Source organism: Rhodococcus sp. NJ-530 (assembly GCF_003860625.1).
Lineage (GTDB): Bacteria > Actinomycetota > Actinomycetes > Mycobacteriales > Mycobacteriaceae > Rhodococcus_F > Rhodococcus_F qingshengii.
Genome location: NZ_CP034152.1, coordinates 3,250,244 through 3,268,097, shown reverse-complemented (window position 1 = coordinate 3,268,097; position 17,854 = coordinate 3,250,244). Strand labels below are relative to the sequence as shown.

17 protein-coding genes and 1 pseudogene are annotated in these 17,854 nt (G+C 63.5%); 11 read left to right on the top strand and 7 right to left on the bottom strand.

Going from position 1 to position 17,854, the window contains the following annotated elements:
• Nucleotides 1–5 precede the first annotated feature (5 nt).
• A complete protein-coding gene (locus EHW12_RS15270) occupies nt 6–1,661 on the bottom strand; it encodes a GMC oxidoreductase (RefSeq protein WP_082654839.1) in 1,656 nt (551 codons plus the stop codon).
• 203 nt (nt 1,662–1,864) lie between these two features.
• On the opposite strand from EHW12_RS15270, the gene EHW12_RS15265 reads away from it, so the two are divergent.
• The gene (locus tag EHW12_RS15265) at nt 1,865–2,245 is read left to right on the top strand and encodes a PPOX class F420-dependent oxidoreductase (RefSeq protein ID WP_042450954.1); all 381 of its coding nucleotides are present in this window, start codon (nt 1,865–1,867) and stop codon (nt 2,243–2,245) included.
• A gap of 7 nt (nt 2,246–2,252) precedes the next feature.
• On the opposite strand, the gene EHW12_RS15260 is transcribed toward EHW12_RS15265, so the two are convergent.
• The 4 genes from EHW12_RS15260 to EHW12_RS15245 are packed head-to-tail and all read right to left on the bottom strand — an operon-like array spanning nt 2,253 to nt 6,831.
• Nucleotides 2,253–3,158: a TIGR01777 family oxidoreductase gene (locus EHW12_RS15260; RefSeq protein WP_125051081.1), complete on the bottom strand. Its 906-nt coding sequence runs from the start codon at nt 3,156–3,158 to the stop codon at nt 2,253–2,255.
• Nucleotides 3,158–4,516 carry a metallopeptidase TldD-related protein gene (locus EHW12_RS15255; RefSeq protein ID WP_075833200.1) on the bottom strand — a complete coding sequence of 453 codons (1,359 nt, stop codon included), beginning with the start codon at nt 4,514–4,516 and terminating at the stop codon, nt 3,158–3,160. Before EHW12_RS15255 ends, EHW12_RS15260 begins: the two co-directional genes overlap by 1 nt.
• Complete coding sequence (locus EHW12_RS15250) at nt 4,513–6,033, bottom strand: TldD/PmbA family protein (protein ID WP_125051079.1); 1,521 nt, start codon at nt 6,031–6,033, stop codon at nt 4,513–4,515. Before EHW12_RS15250 ends, EHW12_RS15255 begins: the two co-directional genes overlap by 4 nt.
• A 30-nt stretch (nt 6,034–6,063) precedes the next feature.
• The gene (locus EHW12_RS15245; protein WP_030536361.1) at nt 6,064–6,831 is read right to left on the bottom strand and encodes a TSUP family transporter; all 768 of its coding nucleotides are present in this window, start codon (nt 6,829–6,831) and stop codon (nt 6,064–6,066) included.
• A 74-nt stretch (nt 6,832–6,905) separates the two neighbouring features.
• On the opposite strand from EHW12_RS15245, the gene EHW12_RS15240 reads away from it, so the two are divergent.
• Together EHW12_RS15240 and EHW12_RS15235 are read left to right on the top strand one after the other, a co-directional pair.
• On the top strand, nt 6,906–8,033 hold the full coding sequence (locus EHW12_RS15240) for a sensor histidine kinase (RefSeq protein ID WP_003944953.1): 1,128 nt from the start codon (nt 6,906–6,908) through the stop codon (nt 8,031–8,033).
• Nucleotides 8,034–8,090: 57 nt separating this feature from the next.
• On the top strand, nt 8,091–8,750 hold the full coding sequence (locus EHW12_RS15235; RefSeq protein WP_003945024.1) for a response regulator transcription factor: 660 nt from the start codon (nt 8,091–8,093) through the stop codon (nt 8,748–8,750).
• Nucleotides 8,751–8,787: 37 nt separating this feature from the next.
• Here EHW12_RS15235 and EHW12_RS15230 read toward each other — a convergent pair whose 3' ends face one another.
• Entirely contained in the window at nt 8,788–9,447 is a 660-nt protein-coding gene (locus EHW12_RS15230; protein ID WP_003944837.1) for a hypothetical protein, read from the bottom strand.
• Nucleotides 9,448–9,697: 250 nt separating this feature from the next.
• On the opposite strand from EHW12_RS15230, the gene EHW12_RS15225 reads away from it, so the two are divergent.
• The 7 genes and pseudogenes from EHW12_RS15225 (at nt 9,698) to EHW12_RS15200 (ending at nt 16,397) form a co-directional block, all read left to right on the top strand.
• Nucleotides 9,698–10,258, top strand: a complete 561-nt coding sequence (locus EHW12_RS15225; protein WP_003944915.1) for an FxsA family protein — start codon at nt 9,698–9,700, stop codon at nt 10,256–10,258.
• Between the two features lie 12 nt (nt 10,259–10,270).
• Complete coding sequence (locus EHW12_RS15220) at nt 10,271–11,905, top strand: amidohydrolase (protein ID WP_125051077.1); 1,635 nt, start codon at nt 10,271–10,273, stop codon at nt 11,903–11,905.
• A gap of 37 nt (nt 11,906–11,942) precedes the next feature.
• Nucleotides 11,943–13,510, top strand: a pseudogene (lnt, locus tag EHW12_RS15215) (apolipoprotein N-acyltransferase).
• Between the two features lie 92 nt (nt 13,511–13,602).
• Nucleotides 13,603–14,433 carry a hypothetical protein gene (locus EHW12_RS15210; RefSeq protein ID WP_047270554.1) on the top strand — a complete coding sequence of 277 codons (831 nt, stop codon included), beginning with the start codon at nt 13,603–13,605 and terminating at the stop codon, nt 14,431–14,433.
• 136 nt (nt 14,434–14,569) lie between these two features.
• Nucleotides 14,570–15,043 (top strand): hypothetical protein, encoded by a 474-nt coding sequence (locus EHW12_RS35255; RefSeq protein ID WP_241198976.1) that lies wholly within the window; start codon nt 14,570–14,572, stop codon nt 15,041–15,043.
• Between the two features lie 44 nt (nt 15,044–15,087).
• Nucleotides 15,088–15,222 (top strand): hypothetical protein, encoded by a 135-nt coding sequence (locus tag EHW12_RS35865; RefSeq protein WP_277426193.1) that lies wholly within the window; start codon nt 15,088–15,090, stop codon nt 15,220–15,222.
• On the top strand, nt 15,219–16,397 hold the full coding sequence (locus tag EHW12_RS15200) for a PrsW family intramembrane metalloprotease (protein ID WP_125051075.1): 1,179 nt from the start codon (nt 15,219–15,221) through the stop codon (nt 16,395–16,397). Before EHW12_RS35865 ends, EHW12_RS15200 begins: the two co-directional genes overlap by 4 nt.
• Nucleotides 16,398–16,826: 429 nt before the next feature.
• Here EHW12_RS15200 and EHW12_RS15195 read toward each other — a convergent pair whose 3' ends face one another.
• Nucleotides 16,827–17,165 (bottom strand): RNA polymerase-binding protein RbpA, encoded by a 339-nt coding sequence (locus EHW12_RS15195; protein ID WP_003944971.1) that lies wholly within the window; start codon nt 17,163–17,165, stop codon nt 16,827–16,829.
• 189 nt (nt 17,166–17,354) lie between these two features.
• Here EHW12_RS15195 and EHW12_RS15190 point away from each other — a divergent pair, with 189 nt between their 5' ends.
• Complete coding sequence (locus EHW12_RS15190; RefSeq protein ID WP_042450945.1) at nt 17,355–17,711, top strand: hypothetical protein; 357 nt, start codon at nt 17,355–17,357, stop codon at nt 17,709–17,711.
• Nucleotides 17,712–17,854: the final 143 nt, after the last annotated feature.

Below are 17,854 nucleotides of genomic sequence, written 5' to 3'. Positions count from 1 at the left end.
GTGAGTCAGCGTCCGGACTTGATGATCTGAGCGATGTTCCGCTCCGCCAGGGCAGTGATGGTCAGTGACGGGTTGACGGTGCCGGTGCTGCCCGGAATAGCGGCGCCGTCCATCACGTACAGGCCGTCGTAGCCCTTGACTCGCCCGTAACCGTCGGTGGCCTTGCCCAGAACCGCACCGCCTAGGGGATGCGCGGTGAACGAGGAATTGACGTCCTTCGCGAACGGCAATGCCGACGGCAGCGTGGTGCCGGCGAAGGCCATCTTGTTCTGGACGGCGCGTAGTGCCTCGACGGTGGCGTCGTTGCCGTTCTTCGGCCAGTTCAGCACCACCCGATCGGAGCCGCCATCGTAGGCGAAGTCGGCGCGCTGCGAGTCGAGGGTCATCCCCAATGTTCCGAGCATGCCGATGTTGACGGGTAGGCCGGGGACGTACCAATTTTCCAGGGAGAGTGGCATTCCCGACTCGTCGACGATGCGTGATGCCGACGGTGCGGCTTGCGCAGTGCCGTCACTGAAGCCGAACGAGCGCACCATCCCGGCGTCGCCGTTCGTTCCCCAGCCCTTACCGACGTGTTCGTTGAGGTTCGGCAGCGCGCCCGTCGCCTGGGCGCGTACCAGCAGTTCGGAGGTGCCGATCGAGCCGGCGCCGAGGAACAGACGGTCACAGGTAAGAGTCTTCCGGGCCAGAACGCCACCCGTCGGATCCGTCGATTCGACGTCGACGACGTAGCGTCCATCACGTTCGCGACTGATCGCGAGCACCTGATGTCCGTAACAGACGGTGGCTCGTCCGGTGGCTTCGGCGGCGGGAATGTAGTTCTGTGTGAGGTCGAACTTCGCGCCGTTGGAGTTACCCATGTTGCTGTCACCGACAGTGGCCGAGGCTCGGGTTCGGCCGTCGAGTTCTGAGCGCACCACGTCCCAGTTCCAGATCCCGTCGATCCGCTGCGGATCGAATCCGGCACGACGAGCGTCCTGATCCCAACGACGCGAGTGGCCGAAATTCGGGGTTTGGTAAATGTCTTCGGGCAACGGGCTCAGACGCAGCATCTGGCGCACCTTGGGGTACCAGGTGGACGCCATCTCGTCGTAGTCGAGGGAGTTGCCGAAGACTGCGTCGAAGAATCGGCGCTCGGGCGCGATCATCACGCCGGTGAAGATGATGGAACCACCGCCGACTGCAGCGCCGCGCCAGACCGAGATGTGTTCGTAGTCGGTGGCATCGAGGACGCCGCTGAAGTAGTCGCACACCACCGGGAGTCCGGTGAGGTTGGTGAACGATGTGCGCCGGAAAACTCCGCGGCCGTCGGCCAGCATGTCGGAGGTGTGAATCTCCCGCTGCGGATCATGCGGCCATCGGAGTCCGCGTTCGAGGATGGTGACCTGGGTGCCGCTCTGCGCCAACCGGAGAGCGGTCGCGCTGGCGCCGAATCCGGACCCGATGACGATGGCTTCGGAATGTTCCGGGGGAGTGGGCGAGGGTACGAACAACTCGGGGACGAGTGCGCGGTAGTGATCGGCACCCATCGGTAGCTCACGCAGAGGTGCGGGGGCGGCGTGGCTGATCGATGTCGACATGAGCGGTGTCGCGGCTGCAACTGCTGCCCCCACTCCGGCCGCTTTGAAAAAGTCACGACGCTGCATGTCACGACGCTGCATGTGTTTGTTCGACTCCCCAGTTCGACGGTTTGCCTCAGAATAACTCGAGATGGAGTTCGGGGACGAAACGGCGTGTCCGACGTCAAGAAGAACCGGATAAAACGCGCATAAGTGGCACTTCCTGGGTGGTACTGATCGGTCGCCAGATAGTCGCGGAAACCTGTCGGTGTTCAACGAGAGGCGCTCGCACCTATCCTCGAGGAGTGAACTCCGACTTCAAGCGCGTCTCCGAGGCCAAGTACGTCCTACTCACGACCTTCCGCAAGGACGGAACGCCGGTGGCGACTCCGCTCTGGGCCGCGCCGGACGGCGACAAGCTCCTGATGTGGACCGTCACCGATTCCTACAAGGTCAAGCGCATCAGGCGAAACCCGTCGGTCACCGTCGCTGCGTGTGACGCTCGGGGAAATCCCAAGGGTGAACCGGTGGCCGCCGTCGCCGAGATCCTCGACGGACCGGGCACCGATCATGCTCGCGACGCGATAGCACGTCGGTACGGAATCCTCGGCTGGATCACCATGAAGGGCAGTCTCCTTCGCCGCGGCAAGACCGGAACGATCGGACTTGCCGTCACTGCAGCCTGACCGCGCGTCAGTTGCCGAGCAGATCGTCCAACGCTGAGTCGAAGCGCGGATAGGTGAATGTGAAGCCTTTGTCCGCCAACACTTTCGATACGGCTTGACGACCCGTCAGGCCCAGGGCAGCGTCGCTGCGAAGAAGGAACGCGCCGATTCTGACCATGAAAGCGGGCGTCGGCGGCGCAGGTGGCCGGTGAAGGTGCTTGCGCAGCCCGGCCATCAGTTCTGAGTTTCGGACGGGATCCGGAGCCGTCGCGATGACCACGCCCGAGGCAGCCGAATCGGGTTCGAGTGCCCAGCGCACTATCGACAGCCAGTCCTCGATGTGAATCCAACTGGTCCACTGCCTACCCGAGGCGACGCGTCCGCCCAGACCGAGACGCACGAGCAACAGCAGTCGCTCGAGCGCCGGTGTGCCCTTCTCCAACACGACACTGGTTCGCAGGATCACCACTCGTGACGCGTTTGCTCCCTCGACCGCTGCCTCCCAGTCCTTTGCGACGTCGGTCATCTGAGGTGGTCCGTCAGCGAGTGGGGAAGCCTCGTCGAGCCGGGTCTCTCCGGCGTCGCCGTAGATCGCGAGCGTGCTCGCCTGGATCCACACCGGAACAGGGTTCGCCAGTAGTTTCGACGCTTCGACCAGCGCGCAGGTCGGATCGACTCGGGAACTGGTGAGTAGTGCGATGTTTGCCGGTGTGGGTCGGCGATCGACCAACTCGCCGGCCAGATTGATCACCGATGCGCCGTCGAGTTCTCCTGCCCAGTCGCCCACCGTGACGCCGTCCCACTGAACCTGCCTGTGCCCGCCGGGTTTCGGTGAGCGAGTCAGGACCACGACGTCATATCCGCGGTCCGCGAGATCGTCGCTGATTCGGCGGCCGAGAGCACCGGTGCCGCCGGCGATCACGACCTTCGCCATCACTGCGCCTGGCTGACCGAGGACATGTGGAAGTCGGGAATGCGCATCGGCGGCATGGCCGTGCGGGTGAACCAATCTTTCCACTCCCGAGGAAGCGTGATCTCGGTGCGTCCAGCCTCGGTGACCCGCCGCAGGAGATCGAGCGGACTCTCGTTGAAACGGAAGTTGTTGACGGCGCCGACGATCTTGCCGTCCTCGATCAAATACACCCCGTCACGGGTGAGTCCGGTCAACAGCAGCGTCGTCGGATCCACCTCACGGATGTACCAGAGGGTTGTGAGCAGTAGACCCTTCTCGGTACCTGCGATCATGTCCTCGATCGAGGTGTCGTCACCACCGGTCAGGATGAGATTGTCGCCGGGAACTGCGACAGGTCGACCGAATTCTCGTGCAGCGTGGCGCGGGTACGCCAGCGCATTGACGACGCCGTCTCGGACCCAGTCGACGGGTTCGATCTCCATACCGTTGTCGAACAGTGAGACGGATTCACTCGACGACGTCGTGATCACGAACGGCGCGGATTGCAAGCCCTCGGCGCCGGGGTCGGAGGTGAGTGTCAGTGGCAATCCGAGCTTCTCGCCGATCCGGGTACCACCGGTGGTGGACAGTGCGGTGTGGCCCTCTTCGGCGCCGCGACCCTCCATGGTCCACATCAGATAGATCATCAGGTCCGCCACAGCCGACGGCGGAAGAATTGTCTCGTAGCGGCCGGCAGGCAGACTGACGGAGTTACCCGCCCAGTCGAGTCGAGTGGTCAACTGCGACAAGAGCTTCGGTATCGAGATATCGCTGAAATCGACAGTTCCGGATCCGACCCAGGCACTTGCGTCGCCGCGCTTGCCGTTGATCTCCACGGAGCCGGTGGCCTGAGCCGTTCTACGTCGCACGCCCGTCGAAGTGCCGAGCCAGGTGGTGTGCAACTGGTGGTGAGCGAAGCCGAACAACTGGTCGCCGCCGTCGAAGGCCGTGGACAGGTCGGCAGCCAACGGCGCAAAGACACCGATGTCGGTCAGGGCGGCCGGCAGGTCCCAGTCGGTCTCTGCCGCCGACTGCGTGATCAGGTCGGACGCGTCGTCAGCCGGAGTGGCTGTGCGAGCAGCTGCCTCGCTTGCCTGTACGAGCGCGGAAATCTGCTCCGGATCGACACTGCTGGAACTGACAGTGCCCACCTTCGCGATGTCACCCTCGCGCACGATCGAGATCACCGTCCACGTCCGGGACAGCGAAACTCCGTTGGTGGTCATCGAATTGTTGGCCCACCGCAGCGACGCCTCACTCGCATCGGTCACGATCACCAACGATTCGTCTACCGTCCTCGCGGCCAATGCACGCTCGACGACCTGCTGCGGATCGATCACTGCTGAGCCTCCGAACGAGTGTTGAGGATGTTGACTCCGCGGAACAGAGCGGACGGGCAGCCGTGGCTGACCGCCGCAACCTGACCGGGTTGCGCCTTGCCGCAGTTGAATGCGCCTTGCAGACGCCAGGTCGACTCACCGCCAACGGCTTCCATCGAGCCCCAGAAATCCGTCGTCGTCGCCTGATACGCCACGTCGCGCACCTGACCGTCGAGCTTTCCGTCACGGATCTTGAAGAACCGCTGACCGGTGAACTGAAAGTTGTAGCGCTGCATGTCGATCGACCAGGACTTGTCACCGACGACGTAGATGCCGTTCTCGACTCGCGAGATCAGGTCTGCAGTCGAGGTGTCCGTAGAAGGGTCGGGGGAGAGCGAGACGTTGGCCATTCGCTGGATGGGAACGTGATGTGCGGAGTCTGCGTACGAGCAACCGTTGGAACGCGTCAGCCCCAGCCTCGGCGCGAACACGCGGTCTAGTTGATACCCGACCAGTGTTCCCTCTGCCACCAGATCCCACCGTTGAGAGGCGACGCCGTCGTCGTCGAATCCGACGCTGGCCAGGCCGTGCTCTTCGTTACGATCGGCGGTCACGTGCATGAGTGGCGTTCCGTATTTCAGCGTTCCCAGCTTGTCCGGCGTCGCGAACGACGTACCGGCGTAGGCCGCTTCGTAGCCGATCGCCCGGTCGTATTCGGTGGCGTGTCCGATGGATTCGTGGATCGTGAGCCACAGATTGGTCGGATCGATCACGAGGTCGGTCGGACCCGCTTCGACGGTCGGTGCCTTGGTCTTCTCGGCCAGCCACTCCGGGATCTGCGCGAGCTCATCGCCCCAGTTCCGTGTGCTCTCCGCCCCGAGGTACTCCCATCCGCGGCCTACCGGCGGCGCCAAGGTGCGCATCGATTCGAAGCTGCCGGCCGACTTGTCGACGGCGGTCGCCTCGAACTCGGGGTGCAGACGCACCCGTTGCTGGGTGATCGACGAACCGGCCAGATCCGCGTAGAAGGTCTGCTCTTTGACCTGGAGGACACTCGCCGTGACGTGATCCACGCCGTCGGCGGCTTGAAGCCGTCCGGAGTAGTCGACCAGCAGGCCTACCTTCTCGGCCGTCGGTGTCGCGAAGGGATCTTCGAGGTACGGCGACACCCACGTCGCGTCGACGTAGACGGGCTCGTCGGCGAGGGTGACCGGATCCCGATTGAGCGAGCGCAATGCCTTCGCGACCTCGACCGCTTGGCGTGCCAGCGCAGCAGCGACATCGGGGGACACCTCGGCGTGCGAGGCGAATCCCCACGTGCCGTCGACGATCACACGGACGGCGACCCCGATCTCGTCTCCGTCGGACACCGCCTGAACTACGCCGTCGCGCAACCTGATCGACTGTGTGAGCACGCGGTGGACACGAACATCGGCGTGCTGGGCGCAGGCCGTTCTCGCTGCCGACAGCGCCGCATCAGCGACAGCTCGCAGCGGGAGGGCGAGGAAATCTGCATCGACATCTCGGGTGACGGTCACGCACACGACGCTAGCCGACGACCGCCGATCTCAGCCGAACTGCTGCCATCCGAGGCGAATCACCATGGCGATCACGACCACCAACAGCGTGATCCGCACGAATCCGGATCCCTTGCTCAGCGCCATCCGCGAACCGATGACCGCGCCGAGAACGTTGCACACCGCCATCGCCAAACCCAAACTCCACCAGACATGCCCGGTGACGGCGAAGTAGGCGAGCGCGCCGAAATTGGAACCGAGATTGATCACCTTCGCCATCGCTGCGCTCCGAACGAATTCGGTTCCGAGGAAGGTCGCGAAGCTGATGATGAGGAAGGTGCCGGTGCCGGGTCCGAGCAGACCGTCGTAGAGGCCGATGAGTCCGGCGGAGAGCAGCAGGACGAGGACGGTCTTGCGCTGCGTCGGACGATGGGTCGCGATCGTGGTGCCCAGCGTCGGACGCATGGTCACGAAGACGGCGACGGCGACGAGGACGACCATCACGATCGGAATGAAGTACTTCTTGTCGATCAGCGAAACGGCCGCCGCCCCGCACGCGGCCGTCACCGCAGCCAACGCGGCTGCCGGCGCCATCTGCCGCCACTCCATCGGGATTCGACGGGAGAACGTGTACACCGCAGCACTCGTCCCGGTGAATGCCGTCAATTTATTGGTGGCCAGTGCCGCCTGTGGGGTCAATTGGGGTGCGACCAGAAAGAGCGCCGGCAACAGAATCAATCCACCGCCGCCGACCACGGCGTCGACCCAACCCGCCGCCGTCGCTGCCGTCATCAGCAGTCCCCAATCAGCAATATCCACGGCGGTGACTCTTTCACAGCTGTGACACTCTTGAGCACATGCGGAGGTTCAGCCTGTGGCTGCGAGGAAAGCCGATGATCGCGGACAGCGCGCTGGCGCTCGTGTTCTTCGCGCTCGAGGTAGTCACGTTCGTCAGTTCGCCGCGTGAGGAGCGGTGGCCTCAGCTCGTCGTCGGATTTCTGATCTGCCTTCCCGTCGTGTGGCGTCGCAAATATCCGCGTATCTCCGCCGCGTCCATTTTGTCGATGTCGTACTTCGCAACCTTGATGATGTGGGCGACCGGGGATCCGGCTGCGGAACATCCAGGCCTGTTGGCGCTCGGGGTCTCGCTCTACACACTCGTTGCGTATGTCGATCGACGCACCGGGGCGATTTTCGCGTGCTTCCTTGCCCTGGACATGACACTCTCGTTGCTCGTCATCCGCGAAGACGTGATCCTCACGATCATCATCGCGACCCTGCTCTATGCACTGGCCTGGATCACCGCCGAGTTCTTGAGCGCCCGCCGCGCCTACGACGAGGAAGTGGCCGCCAGACTCGAAGTGGCCGAATACGAACGGGATCGGCGTGCCGAGGATGCGGTGGCCACGGAAAGAACCCGAATCGCCCGCGAACTCCACGATGTCGTCGCCCACGCGGTCAGCGTGATGATCGTCCAGGCGGACGGCGCGTCGTATGCGGTCGATTCCAATCCCGCGTTGGCCAAGAAGGCGCTCGGCAACATCTCCAGCACCGGACGCGACGCCCTTGCCGAGCTTCGCCGTACCGTCTCGCTGCTGCGCACCGAGGTCAGTAGTGATGCGATGCCGCAACACGGAACTGCCGGCATCGCCAAGGTCGTCGAGATGATGCGGGCCGCTGGTCTCGGCGTGCGCCTCGAGCTGACCGGCGAGCTCGACGACGTCAGTCCTTCAGTCAGCCTGGGAATTCATCGCCTCGTTCAGGAATCACTGACCAATGTCCTCCGCCACGCCGGCGCAAACCCGAAGGCACGAGTCACCGTGCGCCGCACCGACACCGCGGTACTACTCGAGGTCGTCGACAACGGAACGTCGAGTTCGACCTTCTCCCACGGTTCGGGGAATGGACTGGTCGGAATGCGTGAGCGGGTGGCGGTACTGCACGGGACGCTCGAGACCGGACGACGCCCCGACGGCAGTTGGCGTGTGTACGCAGAGCTGCCGCTCGAGATCCACGATTGATACCGGCTCGCCGCAATCGCATTGGCACCGACGTCTCAGGCCCGATAGGTTTACGCCGTGCCCATCACCGTGCTGCTAGTCGACGACCAGGAACTCATGCGGATGGGCCTGAACATGGTGCTCGAAGCACATGAAGACATCTCGGTTATCGGTGAGGCCGGCGACGGGGCCGCGGCGGTCGCAGCGGCGGTGGCGCTGAAGCCTGACGTCGTGTTGATGGATGTGCGGATGCCGATTGTCGACGGGGTGAAAGCGACCGAGCAGATTCTTGCCTCCGGGATCGAATCCAGGGTCCTGGTGATGACGACCTTCGACCTGGACGAACACGCTCTCGGTGCCTTGCGCGCCGGAGCCAGCGGCTTCCTTCTCAAGGACACCCCGCCCGAGGATCTCGTGTCGGCTATCCGCAGCGTGGCAGCCGGTGACGCGGTTGTTTCCCCGAAGGTGACACGTCGTCTGCTGTCGAGGTTCATCGTGGACGGTCCGGCGCCCCGGCGCGATCCGGTAGTTCTCGACGTCCTGACCGAACGCGAACGCGAAGTCCTCGGACACGTGGCCACGGGGCTGTCGAACATCGAGATCGCACAGCAGCTGTACCTGTCCGAATCGACGATCAAGTCGCACGTCGGACGCATTCTCACCAAACTCGATCTGCGTGATCGTGTGCAGGCTGTGGTGCTGGCCTACGAGACCGGACTGGTGACTCCGGGCGCGTAGGCCAGCCGTCTGTCAGGCAGCGAGCGTTTCGCTCTGCTCAAGCATCAAAAGCGCCCACTGTTGGCAGCACGATGCAGGTCTTCCCGTCTGCGTAATCGACATTGCCGAACAGAGCGGCAAACACCTTGCCGTCACCGGTGTCGACGACCTTCGAGAGCAACGGCGTATCGAGTACGGGCAACTTCTCGTCCAACGGGACGATGCCGCCCTTGAACGTGCCGACGTTGATCCAGGCAACACTCAACCCTGAGGTCTTGGGTATGCCGACGTAACCCGGGATTGCCTGGAAACGGAGATGGTCGGCCTCGACCCACGGCGGCAACGGGAAGTTCGGACCGGCCTGTGCGGAGCTGAGGGTTACGGTGACGGGTTCACCGGCCACGCCACACCCGACCGTCGGTGCGGGGTACATGAACGACTGCGGCTTGGTGACGCCGATGTCCGGGAGATCGAGAGCGGTCGTGATCTGATCAGCGCCTGCCGTGCCGATCAACTGCTGAACAGCAGCAGAGGCTTCGGGGGAGATGGCTGCGGCCTGCGCGATCAGTGCGGCAATCCCTTCGGGTACTACCGGTTCTGCGGCCGCGGTTCCCGCGCTGATCATCGCGCTGCCGGCGGTGAGTGCCACGACGGCGGCAGTGCCGGCGATGGCAGCGGGAATGCGTCGGGCGAGTGTCTTGCCGGGGAGTCGGCTCATGTCGGGCTCCTTCATTTCATGAGGCCGGGAAATGCGGCCCGAAGTGACTTGACCATGCGCAGAGTCTCAACGTCAACTTGAGGTTTAGAATCGTTAGCGGAGCGTTAGTTAACGCCAGGCAAGTCGCACGTGCGTGAGAGAAGGCCCGTGTGACTCACGGCACCCACATGTTTTGCACCTCTGCGTCGTTGTCGGGAGAAAAACCGGCCCCTCGAGCGTTGAACGAATAGACCGTCTGAAAGGGGACGTCATGATCGCCGCCGTATTTCTCCTCTACGTGATCGTCGAGATCGCAGCCTTGGTCATCGTGGGCAACGCCATCGGTGTCGCCTGGACAGTGCTGCTGTTTCTCGCCGGATCGCTTGTCGGATTGATCCTCATGCGCTCGCAGTGGCGACGGGTCATGGACGGGTTCCGTAAGGCCACGCGGGGTGAGGGATCGCCGTCACTGGCGGTCGCCGACGGCGCCCTGGTCGCGGCGGGCTCCGCGTTGATGTTCGTACCCGGACTCGTGACTTCGGTTCTGGGCCTGCTGCTTCTGATTCCGCCGACCCGCTGGGCGCTGCGCCCGCTTGCAGTGCTCCTGGCAGGTAAGCGCGCAGCAGCATTTGCCGCCGGTGGTGACGCCTTCGCCGGAACCGTCGGCTACGCGGCGCGGATGCGCGGAAACGGCGAGGTGATCGACGGCGAGATCATCGTCGAGACACCCGAAACCACCGAGTACGTCGCCAGCAACGGCAAGGAACTCGTCCTCGAGGGTGAGATTCTGGACACGGATACACCCACCCGTTCGCGGGGGCCGCAGTACTAACAGGCAGACTGGGTGCTCGTGACTACTCGTCTGCTGGTCAACGGCCGGATCTACAGTTCATTTGCACCTGACGCGACCTCGATCGCCATCACCGACGGCACCGTCGGGTGGGTCGGCGACGAGCGCGCCGGACGGGCGTTGCACCCCGCCGCGGAGATCGAAGACCTGGGTGGTGCGTTTGTCACTCCCGGGTTCGTCGACACCCACGTCCACATCACCGCGCTGGGACTCAATCTCGTCGGCCTCGATCTCGTGGGCGCGAACTCTCTGGACGAATGTCTCGCGCGAGTACGAACATTCGCAGCCGCGAACCCCGAAACTGCCCATCCCGACGCAGTCATCTGGGGACACGGTTGGGACGACACCGAGTGGGCCGAACAGACCCCGCCGTCGACCGCAGATCTCGACGCGGCCGCCCCTGGCCGCAAGGTGTATCTCTCGCGGATCGACGTTCACTCGGCCGCGTGCTCGAGCGCACTGCGCGACGGGATCTCCGGCCTCGCCGCCACCGCTGGATACTCGGCCGAAGGCCCGTTGACGTTCGACGCACACCACCTGGCGCGCAATGCCGCTCGGAATCTGCTGACGGAAACTCAGCGCGCTTCTGCTCGTACCGCTGCGCTCGATCTCTGCGCCTCACGCGGAATCGTGGCCGTTCACGAGTGCGGGGGACCGGACATCTCGGGATTGACCGATTTCCAGGAACTGTTGGCCCACGATCACGGCGTGGAGGTTCGGGGCTACTGGGGTGAGCGTGTCGACAGCGAAGAGGATGCTCGCGCGCTCCTCGACAAAACCGGAGCAGACGGACTCGGCGGGGATCTCTTCATCGACGGCTCGCTCGGTTCGCATACCGCGTGGTTGCTCGAACCCTATGCAGACCAACCTGATTCGACGGGCAATGCCTACCTCGACGTCGACGCGATCGCCGCACACATCCGGGCCTGTACCCTCGCGGGCGTCCAGGCCGGGTTCCATGCCATCGGTGACGGCGCCGTCTCGTCGGCAGCTGCCGCGTTCCGCAGGGTCGCCGACGAACTGGGTGGCCCCAAGGTCGCCGCGTTGGGTCACCGCCTCGAGCACGCGGAAATGATGTCCATGGCCGACGCGGAAACCTTTGCCGCCTTGGGTGTCATCGCTAGCGTCCAACCGGTGTTCGACGCACTGTGGGGTGGCACCGACGGTCTTTACGCCACGCGCCTGGGAGTAGAGCGCGCAGCAGCGTTGAATCCGTTTGCACCTGCTGCCGGTAAGGGTGTCTCGCTCGCATTCAGCTCCGACGCCCCGGTCACCCCCATCGAGCCGTGGGCGATGCTGCGCGCCGCTGTCCAGCACCGCACCGACGGAAGTGGAATCTCGCCGCGTGCGGCCTTCTCCGCGGCAACTCGCGGCGCCTGGCGCGCGGGCGGAGTGCGGGACGGCGCCGCGGGAACCCTTAATCCGGGCGCACCGGCCTCCTACGTGTTGTGGGTGGCAGGCGAACTCGAAGTGAGCGCACCCGCCGACTCGGTTCAGCGATGGTCTACCGATCCGCGCTCGCGCGTACCCGCTCTGCCGAGGCTGGCGGAAGATGCGCCGATTCCGGTCTGCATCAAGTCGGTGCATCGCGGACGCGTCGTCTATCAGCGCGGCTCGTCGAGTGAGTGAGGCCGGCGCAGAGGCGTCTGTCGGTGATCGCTCCCGTGTGAGCGCTGTGCTCACCGGTTCCGCATGGCTACGTTCGCTGTACGCGGCCGCAGGTGGATTCCTGATCTTCGCAGGGTTCCCACCCCGCCCGCTGTGGTTCTTGGCGCCCGTCGGGATCGCTCTTCTGACGTGTGTGTTGACGAACTTCGGGCGCGGCGGACTGCGCCTTCGTGCCGGCTTCGGTTACGGATACTTGGCCGGTCTCGGATTTCTGGTGCCGTTGCTTCCGTGGATCGGTGTGTTCGTAGGTGCGGTCCCGTGGATCGCGTTGGCCGCGGTGGAGTCGTTGTTCATCGGACTGTTCGGGCTGCTTGCGGTTCTGGTGGCGAGGTTGCCATGGGCACCCTTGTGGATTGCCGCGACCTGGACGCTCACCGAGTGGCTTCGTTCCAGCGTTCCTTTCGGCGGATTTCCTTGGGGCAGGCTCGCATTCGGTCAATCCGAAGGGTGGCTCCTCCCACTTGCGAGTGTCGGCGGTGCGCCGCTGCTCAGCTTCGCGGTGGCCCTGACCGGTACCGGCTTGGCAGCAGTTGCAGTCGCTGTCGCGGCCAAACGATGGGACCGAGGATTCTTCGGAGCTGTTGCCGCTGCCCTCGTGCCCGTGATCATTGCTCTCGCGGTGTCGCCGTTCTTGTCCACCATGGATTCCGGTGATCGAACTATCACCGTCGCCGCCATTCAGGGAAGCGTTCCGAGGTTGGGCTTGGACTTCAACTCGCAACGCAAGCAGGTCCTCGACAACCATGTCGCCGAAACCGTGAAACTTGCTGCCGAGGTGGACGCGGGCCGCGTCGATCAGCCTGACGTCGTGATCTGGCCGGAGAACGCCTCGGACATCGACCCCTGCGAAACGCCGATGCCGCTGCCGACATCACCCGGGCCTCCGAAGCGATCGGAGCGCCGATTCTTGTCGGCACCGTACTCGTGAATGCCGATCGTACGACTACCAATTCGGTGATCGTGTGGGACGGCGCCAACGGTCCTCAGGAACAGCACGACAAGAAGATCATTCAGCCGTTCGGCGAATACCTGCCCTACCGAAGCTTCTTCCGGAACTTCTCCTCGTACGCCGATCGCGCGGGCAATTTCGTTCCCGGCGAGGGCAACGGCGTTGTCCATGCAGCGGGGGTACCCATCGGTGTCGCGACTTGTTACGAGGTGGCGTTCGACCGGGCGTTCCAGGAATCGGTGCGCAACGGTGCACAGTTGCTGGCGGTACCGACCAACAACGCCACTTTCGGGGACACCGAGATGACCTATCAGCAGCTGGCAATGTCGCGTGTGCGGGCAGTCGAGCACGGCCGCGCCGTCGTTGTCGCCGCAACCAGTGGTGTCAGCGCCATCATCGCTCCCGACGGTGCGGTGACTTCGCAAACCGACCTGTTCGTGCCGGCGGCCCTGGTGGCGAAGGTGCCGCTCTCGACCAGTTCCACCCTTGCCAGCCGAGTAGGTCCGGTGCCGGAGATCGTGCTCAGCATCATCGCGGTCGGCGCGATTGCCATGGCAGTGCTGGCCCGGCGCCGAGATCAGGCTGAGCACTCACCCGAGGAGACTGCGGCAATCTGAGCCGAGCATCGGATATTAGGGCTGCCGATGTTCCGAGGAGCGCCTACGCGGGTACTCGCTGTGCCACCCGTTCCTGCGTAAGGCGGCTTCTTGTGACCGAGCCTGAGAAAACCGAGCCAGACAAGTCCGAGCCCCGGGATGCAGTTCACAAAACCAGTGTCGTCGACGCGGTTCTGCAGTCACCGCTCGCCGGCCTGTCACCGTGGATCTTGCTGTCCTTGCTCTCCGGGCCGGGAAGGTTCGAGGAATCCGCGGCCGCAGCCCTCGGGTTGTCGCTGCTGATCTTGGCGGCCAGTCACCGGCGCGGCGGCACCGTGAAGCTGTTGGAGGTCTTCGACGTCGTGTTCTTCGGCGTTCTGGCGGCCATCGGCCTCCTCGCGTCGGCGAACACGATTCGGTGGTTCGAACTCTGGGGAGGCGAACTGACCAACATCGCGCTGGTGGTCTTTGCCTTCGGATCGATCCTGCTCCGCAATCCTTTCACTTTGCAGTACGCGAAAGAGTCGACGCCTGAAGAGTATTGGACGACGCCACTGTTTCTGCGCATCAACTACGTCATTACGGCGGTGTGGGCTCTCGCCTTCACCTGGTCGGCCGTGGTGGGCCTGTTCGGAGACGCACTGCTGCACGACGGTGACAACTTCTGGACCGGATGGATTCTGCAGTTGCTCGGAACCTTCTTCGCGATCTCCTTCACCGAGTGGTACCCCGAGTATGCGCCGAACAAGGCCGCTCAGGCTCAGGGCCTCGAAACCGAACCACCGCAGTCGATTTTCAGGCTGTTCGACTTTTTGCCGGTGTTCGTAGCCGTGACCGGCATCGCGGGGTTGGTGACCGACTCCGTTTCCGTGACCGCAGGCGTCACGTTGATTCTGGTCGGCGTGTTCGGACATCTGGCGATGCGAAGATTCACAGTCGACTAGGAGCTCTCGGTGATCTCGCGCCTACGGGAACTTGGTGCACGATCGTCTCGATGACCGGCAGGTGCCGGCTGATGCACGGAATTTGTCCGTTTCTGCGATAGTCAGTGCACCTGCTGTGCAATGGAAACGAGGGAAATTGAGCGTTATTTCGAGTACTGCACACAAGCACGAGCCCCTACACGGAAGACGTCCACCAGCGGATCACCGCTTCCTCGGATTCGACACACGAGTCTTCCCACACGCCCTCGCGATCTTGGCGGTGTGGATGCTCTGGACCGTGATCGTGCCCGCCATCGATTCCGCTGTCTCCTCCGAAGATCCAACCGGCGCCGGAGACCGGATGGCCGTGACCGAAACGGTCTCCTTCGCCGTACCTGCGGGCTGGAATGTCGACAGTGGTTTCCGAACCGACCAACATGGCGCGTCCGATTCGCTCCCACGTGTGACGTTGACCGATGGCACCGTCACCGTGAGCGTCGACGCCGACACATTCAGTGGAACTGCCGACGAACTCCTCTCCCAAACAGATGCCGTGAGTCTTGCGACGAACGGCAGTTCCGTGCTTGCGGTCTCCGGTGCGCGCCAGCCGATCAGCACCGCCGGGGTCTGAGTGGCGTCCAGGTCAGCTTTGACACTCCGCGGTCCGCCGGATCGGTGACCACATTCGTCGTCGACGGCAAGGGAATTCGGGTACAGGTAGTCGGCCCACCCGATCAGATCGCCGCCCGCAGTCGAGAAATCACCGACATGATCGCCTCTATCGGCACACACGAGGGAGACACCAAGTGAGCACCGATCTCCTCGAAACCCGCTCCCGCGCATTCGATACGACGGCCTGGGGCGAGAAATTTCACTTCTTCCAGCCACACAACGTCGTGTTCTGGATATACCTGTGGATGTGCGGATTCGGCCTCGTCAAAGGCTGGCAGATGTTTGCTCCCTTCGCCGGATACTTCGGGCGCGCACTCCTCGTTGCCGGCATCGTCGGCGTCATCAGCGCCGCGGTCTGGACATGGTGGTTCCGGCACATCGACCGCTACGAACGCCAACCCGTAGGACTAGTGGTCACCGGCTTCATCTGGGGCGCCACCGCAGCAACGTTCACTATCGCAGTACCCGCGAACGGAGCAGTCGGTTCGCTCTACTCGAAGATTTTCGGGCAGGTATGGGCTCAGGACTGGCATGCGGGCCTCTCTGCACCCTTCGTGGAGGAAACCGCCAAAGGCATCGGCATCGTAGTCCTCCTCGCGCTTGCACCACGCCTGGTGCGCACCGCAACCGACGGCCTGCTCCTCGGTGCTTTCATCGGCTTGGGATTTCAGACCAGCGAAGACTTTCTGTACTCGATTGCCGGCGCAACACAGGGCTTCGGCGCCCACCAAACCGACGGCCTGCTCGGTTCCATCGCCACCCGCACCTACTCCGACATCGTCTCTCATCCCCTCTTCACCGCCCTTTTCTGCGCCGGCGTGATCTATCTGATCGGCACCCCGGCCCAGCCCCGGCGGATCGGACGCGGATTGGCGTTGATCGTGGCACCCATCCTGATCCACGGCGTGTGGGATTCCATGCTCGCGATCGCCGGCGGCAGCAGTTCGCTCGTGTTCGTCATCATGATCGGCGACATCGTCTTCGCGTTCACTGCCTTGTGGATCGCGTTCGTCTGGGCGCACCCACGTGAATCCCACTTCGTCCGTGACATTCTCGCCCCGGAAATCGAGTCCGGCGTCCTGACCGACGCCGAGGTGACAGCCGCCGGCGGATGGCGACAACAACGCACTTACGCGAAAGCCGCACCCACTCGCACCGAACGTCGCCAACGACGACATATCGTTCGTGCCGCGCTGGATCTGTGCAGCGACCTAGCTGTCAGCAAGGGCGACGACAGCCCCCAGGTCGTCGAATCACGCAACGAAATCACCCGCCTCCGCCAAGGAACCGCGGCACAGAGCATCACTCGGTGACCGGGAAGTAGCGGAAGAACCGTTCAGCACCGCAAATCATTCACCCACACCCCAGTCGGCCGGGTTGCTTGCCATCGTCACTTGGCAAGCAACCCGGCCGAGTGACTGGGCTACCAGTTCACTCCGTATCGAAGTTTGGTGTACCGAAGTTTGGTGTGTCGCGGGGTGGGGGATACAGCTCACACTGGTGCACGAAGCAGCGCCGATGGTTCTCCAGCGCAAGTCCAGGATTTGCGCACTGTCGGCCCGCGAGTGCGCCTGGATGCTGAATGACGTTGCCCTGAAGTGTCTTTGAGGACCGCGAAGCATCCTGAAGTTGCCACGTCGAAGAAGGGCCGAAGTATGACGTCGACTTGTGAACGATCACTCCCCGAAGAACGAGAAAGACCGCCCGGTGTAGAACCGGACGGTCTTGATCGAAGTGCTAGTTCATGCGCCGCGACGCTTGGCCTTCAGCAAATCGAGACGCTCTTTGAGGAGCTCTTCGAGTTCCTCGACCGAGCGACGCTCGAGCAGCATGTCCCAGTGGGTGCGGGGAGGCTTGACCTTCTTGGCTTCGGGAGCAGTCCCCTCCATGAGGGTGCCTTCGAGGCCGTTTCGGCACAACCAGGTGCCGGGGATCTCGGCTTCGTCCGCGAACGGGATGTCGAAGATCTCGCCGTTCTCGCACTTGTACTTGGCCATACGACGGGGCGCGAGGTCATGGTCACGGTCGGTCTCGTAGCTCACAGCTCCGAGTCGGCTACCTCGAAGTACGCGATCTGCCATGGTGGTGTCCTCTCTTCGTTCGTCACCGCTGGTGGGCGCCCTGACTTGGGGAGTAGACGCTCACACTCATCTACAACGCCACGAGCACCCGATTGGTTCCCGTGTGGCGAGAAGACGCAACCTCTCCATCTTACCGGGTACCGTGCGCGTTCATCGAAGGCGTCCGAATCTCGAGTACAGTGTCGATTCATGGCTGAGAGCACACGCGTCGGATCACCGCAGTCTGCGCGTTCGGGAAACCCGTGTGTGTGGTGTGGTCGAGAGGTCGCGGTGACCGGTGTCGGTCGTCGACGCCGGTACTGCAGCCAGTCTTGTCGACAGCGTGCGTACGAGCAGCGCAATGCCGTCAAGGGCACGTCGATCCCGGCTGACGCCGTCATCTTGACCGCAGTCGAAGCGGTCGAACTCGTGGATCGGATGTTCGAGGTCCGATGCGCTGCCGAAGATGTGGCGACAGCAGTTGCCGAGGGCGCAGAGAGTTCAGAGCTCACACAGTTGTGTGAACGGTTGACCGAACTTGCCCGCGAAGCCGAACGTTTCCGGTAGAGCAGGTGTGGGCAACCGGTTTCTAGCCTTGCGTCGAGCACTGCAACACTGCGGTGCTCCTGACGCCTGACGACGACAAATTTTGATCCTGAGTTCGGACCTTCGGGGAGGTTCGGACTTCGAAGCGACCCTTCGTCGAGGTC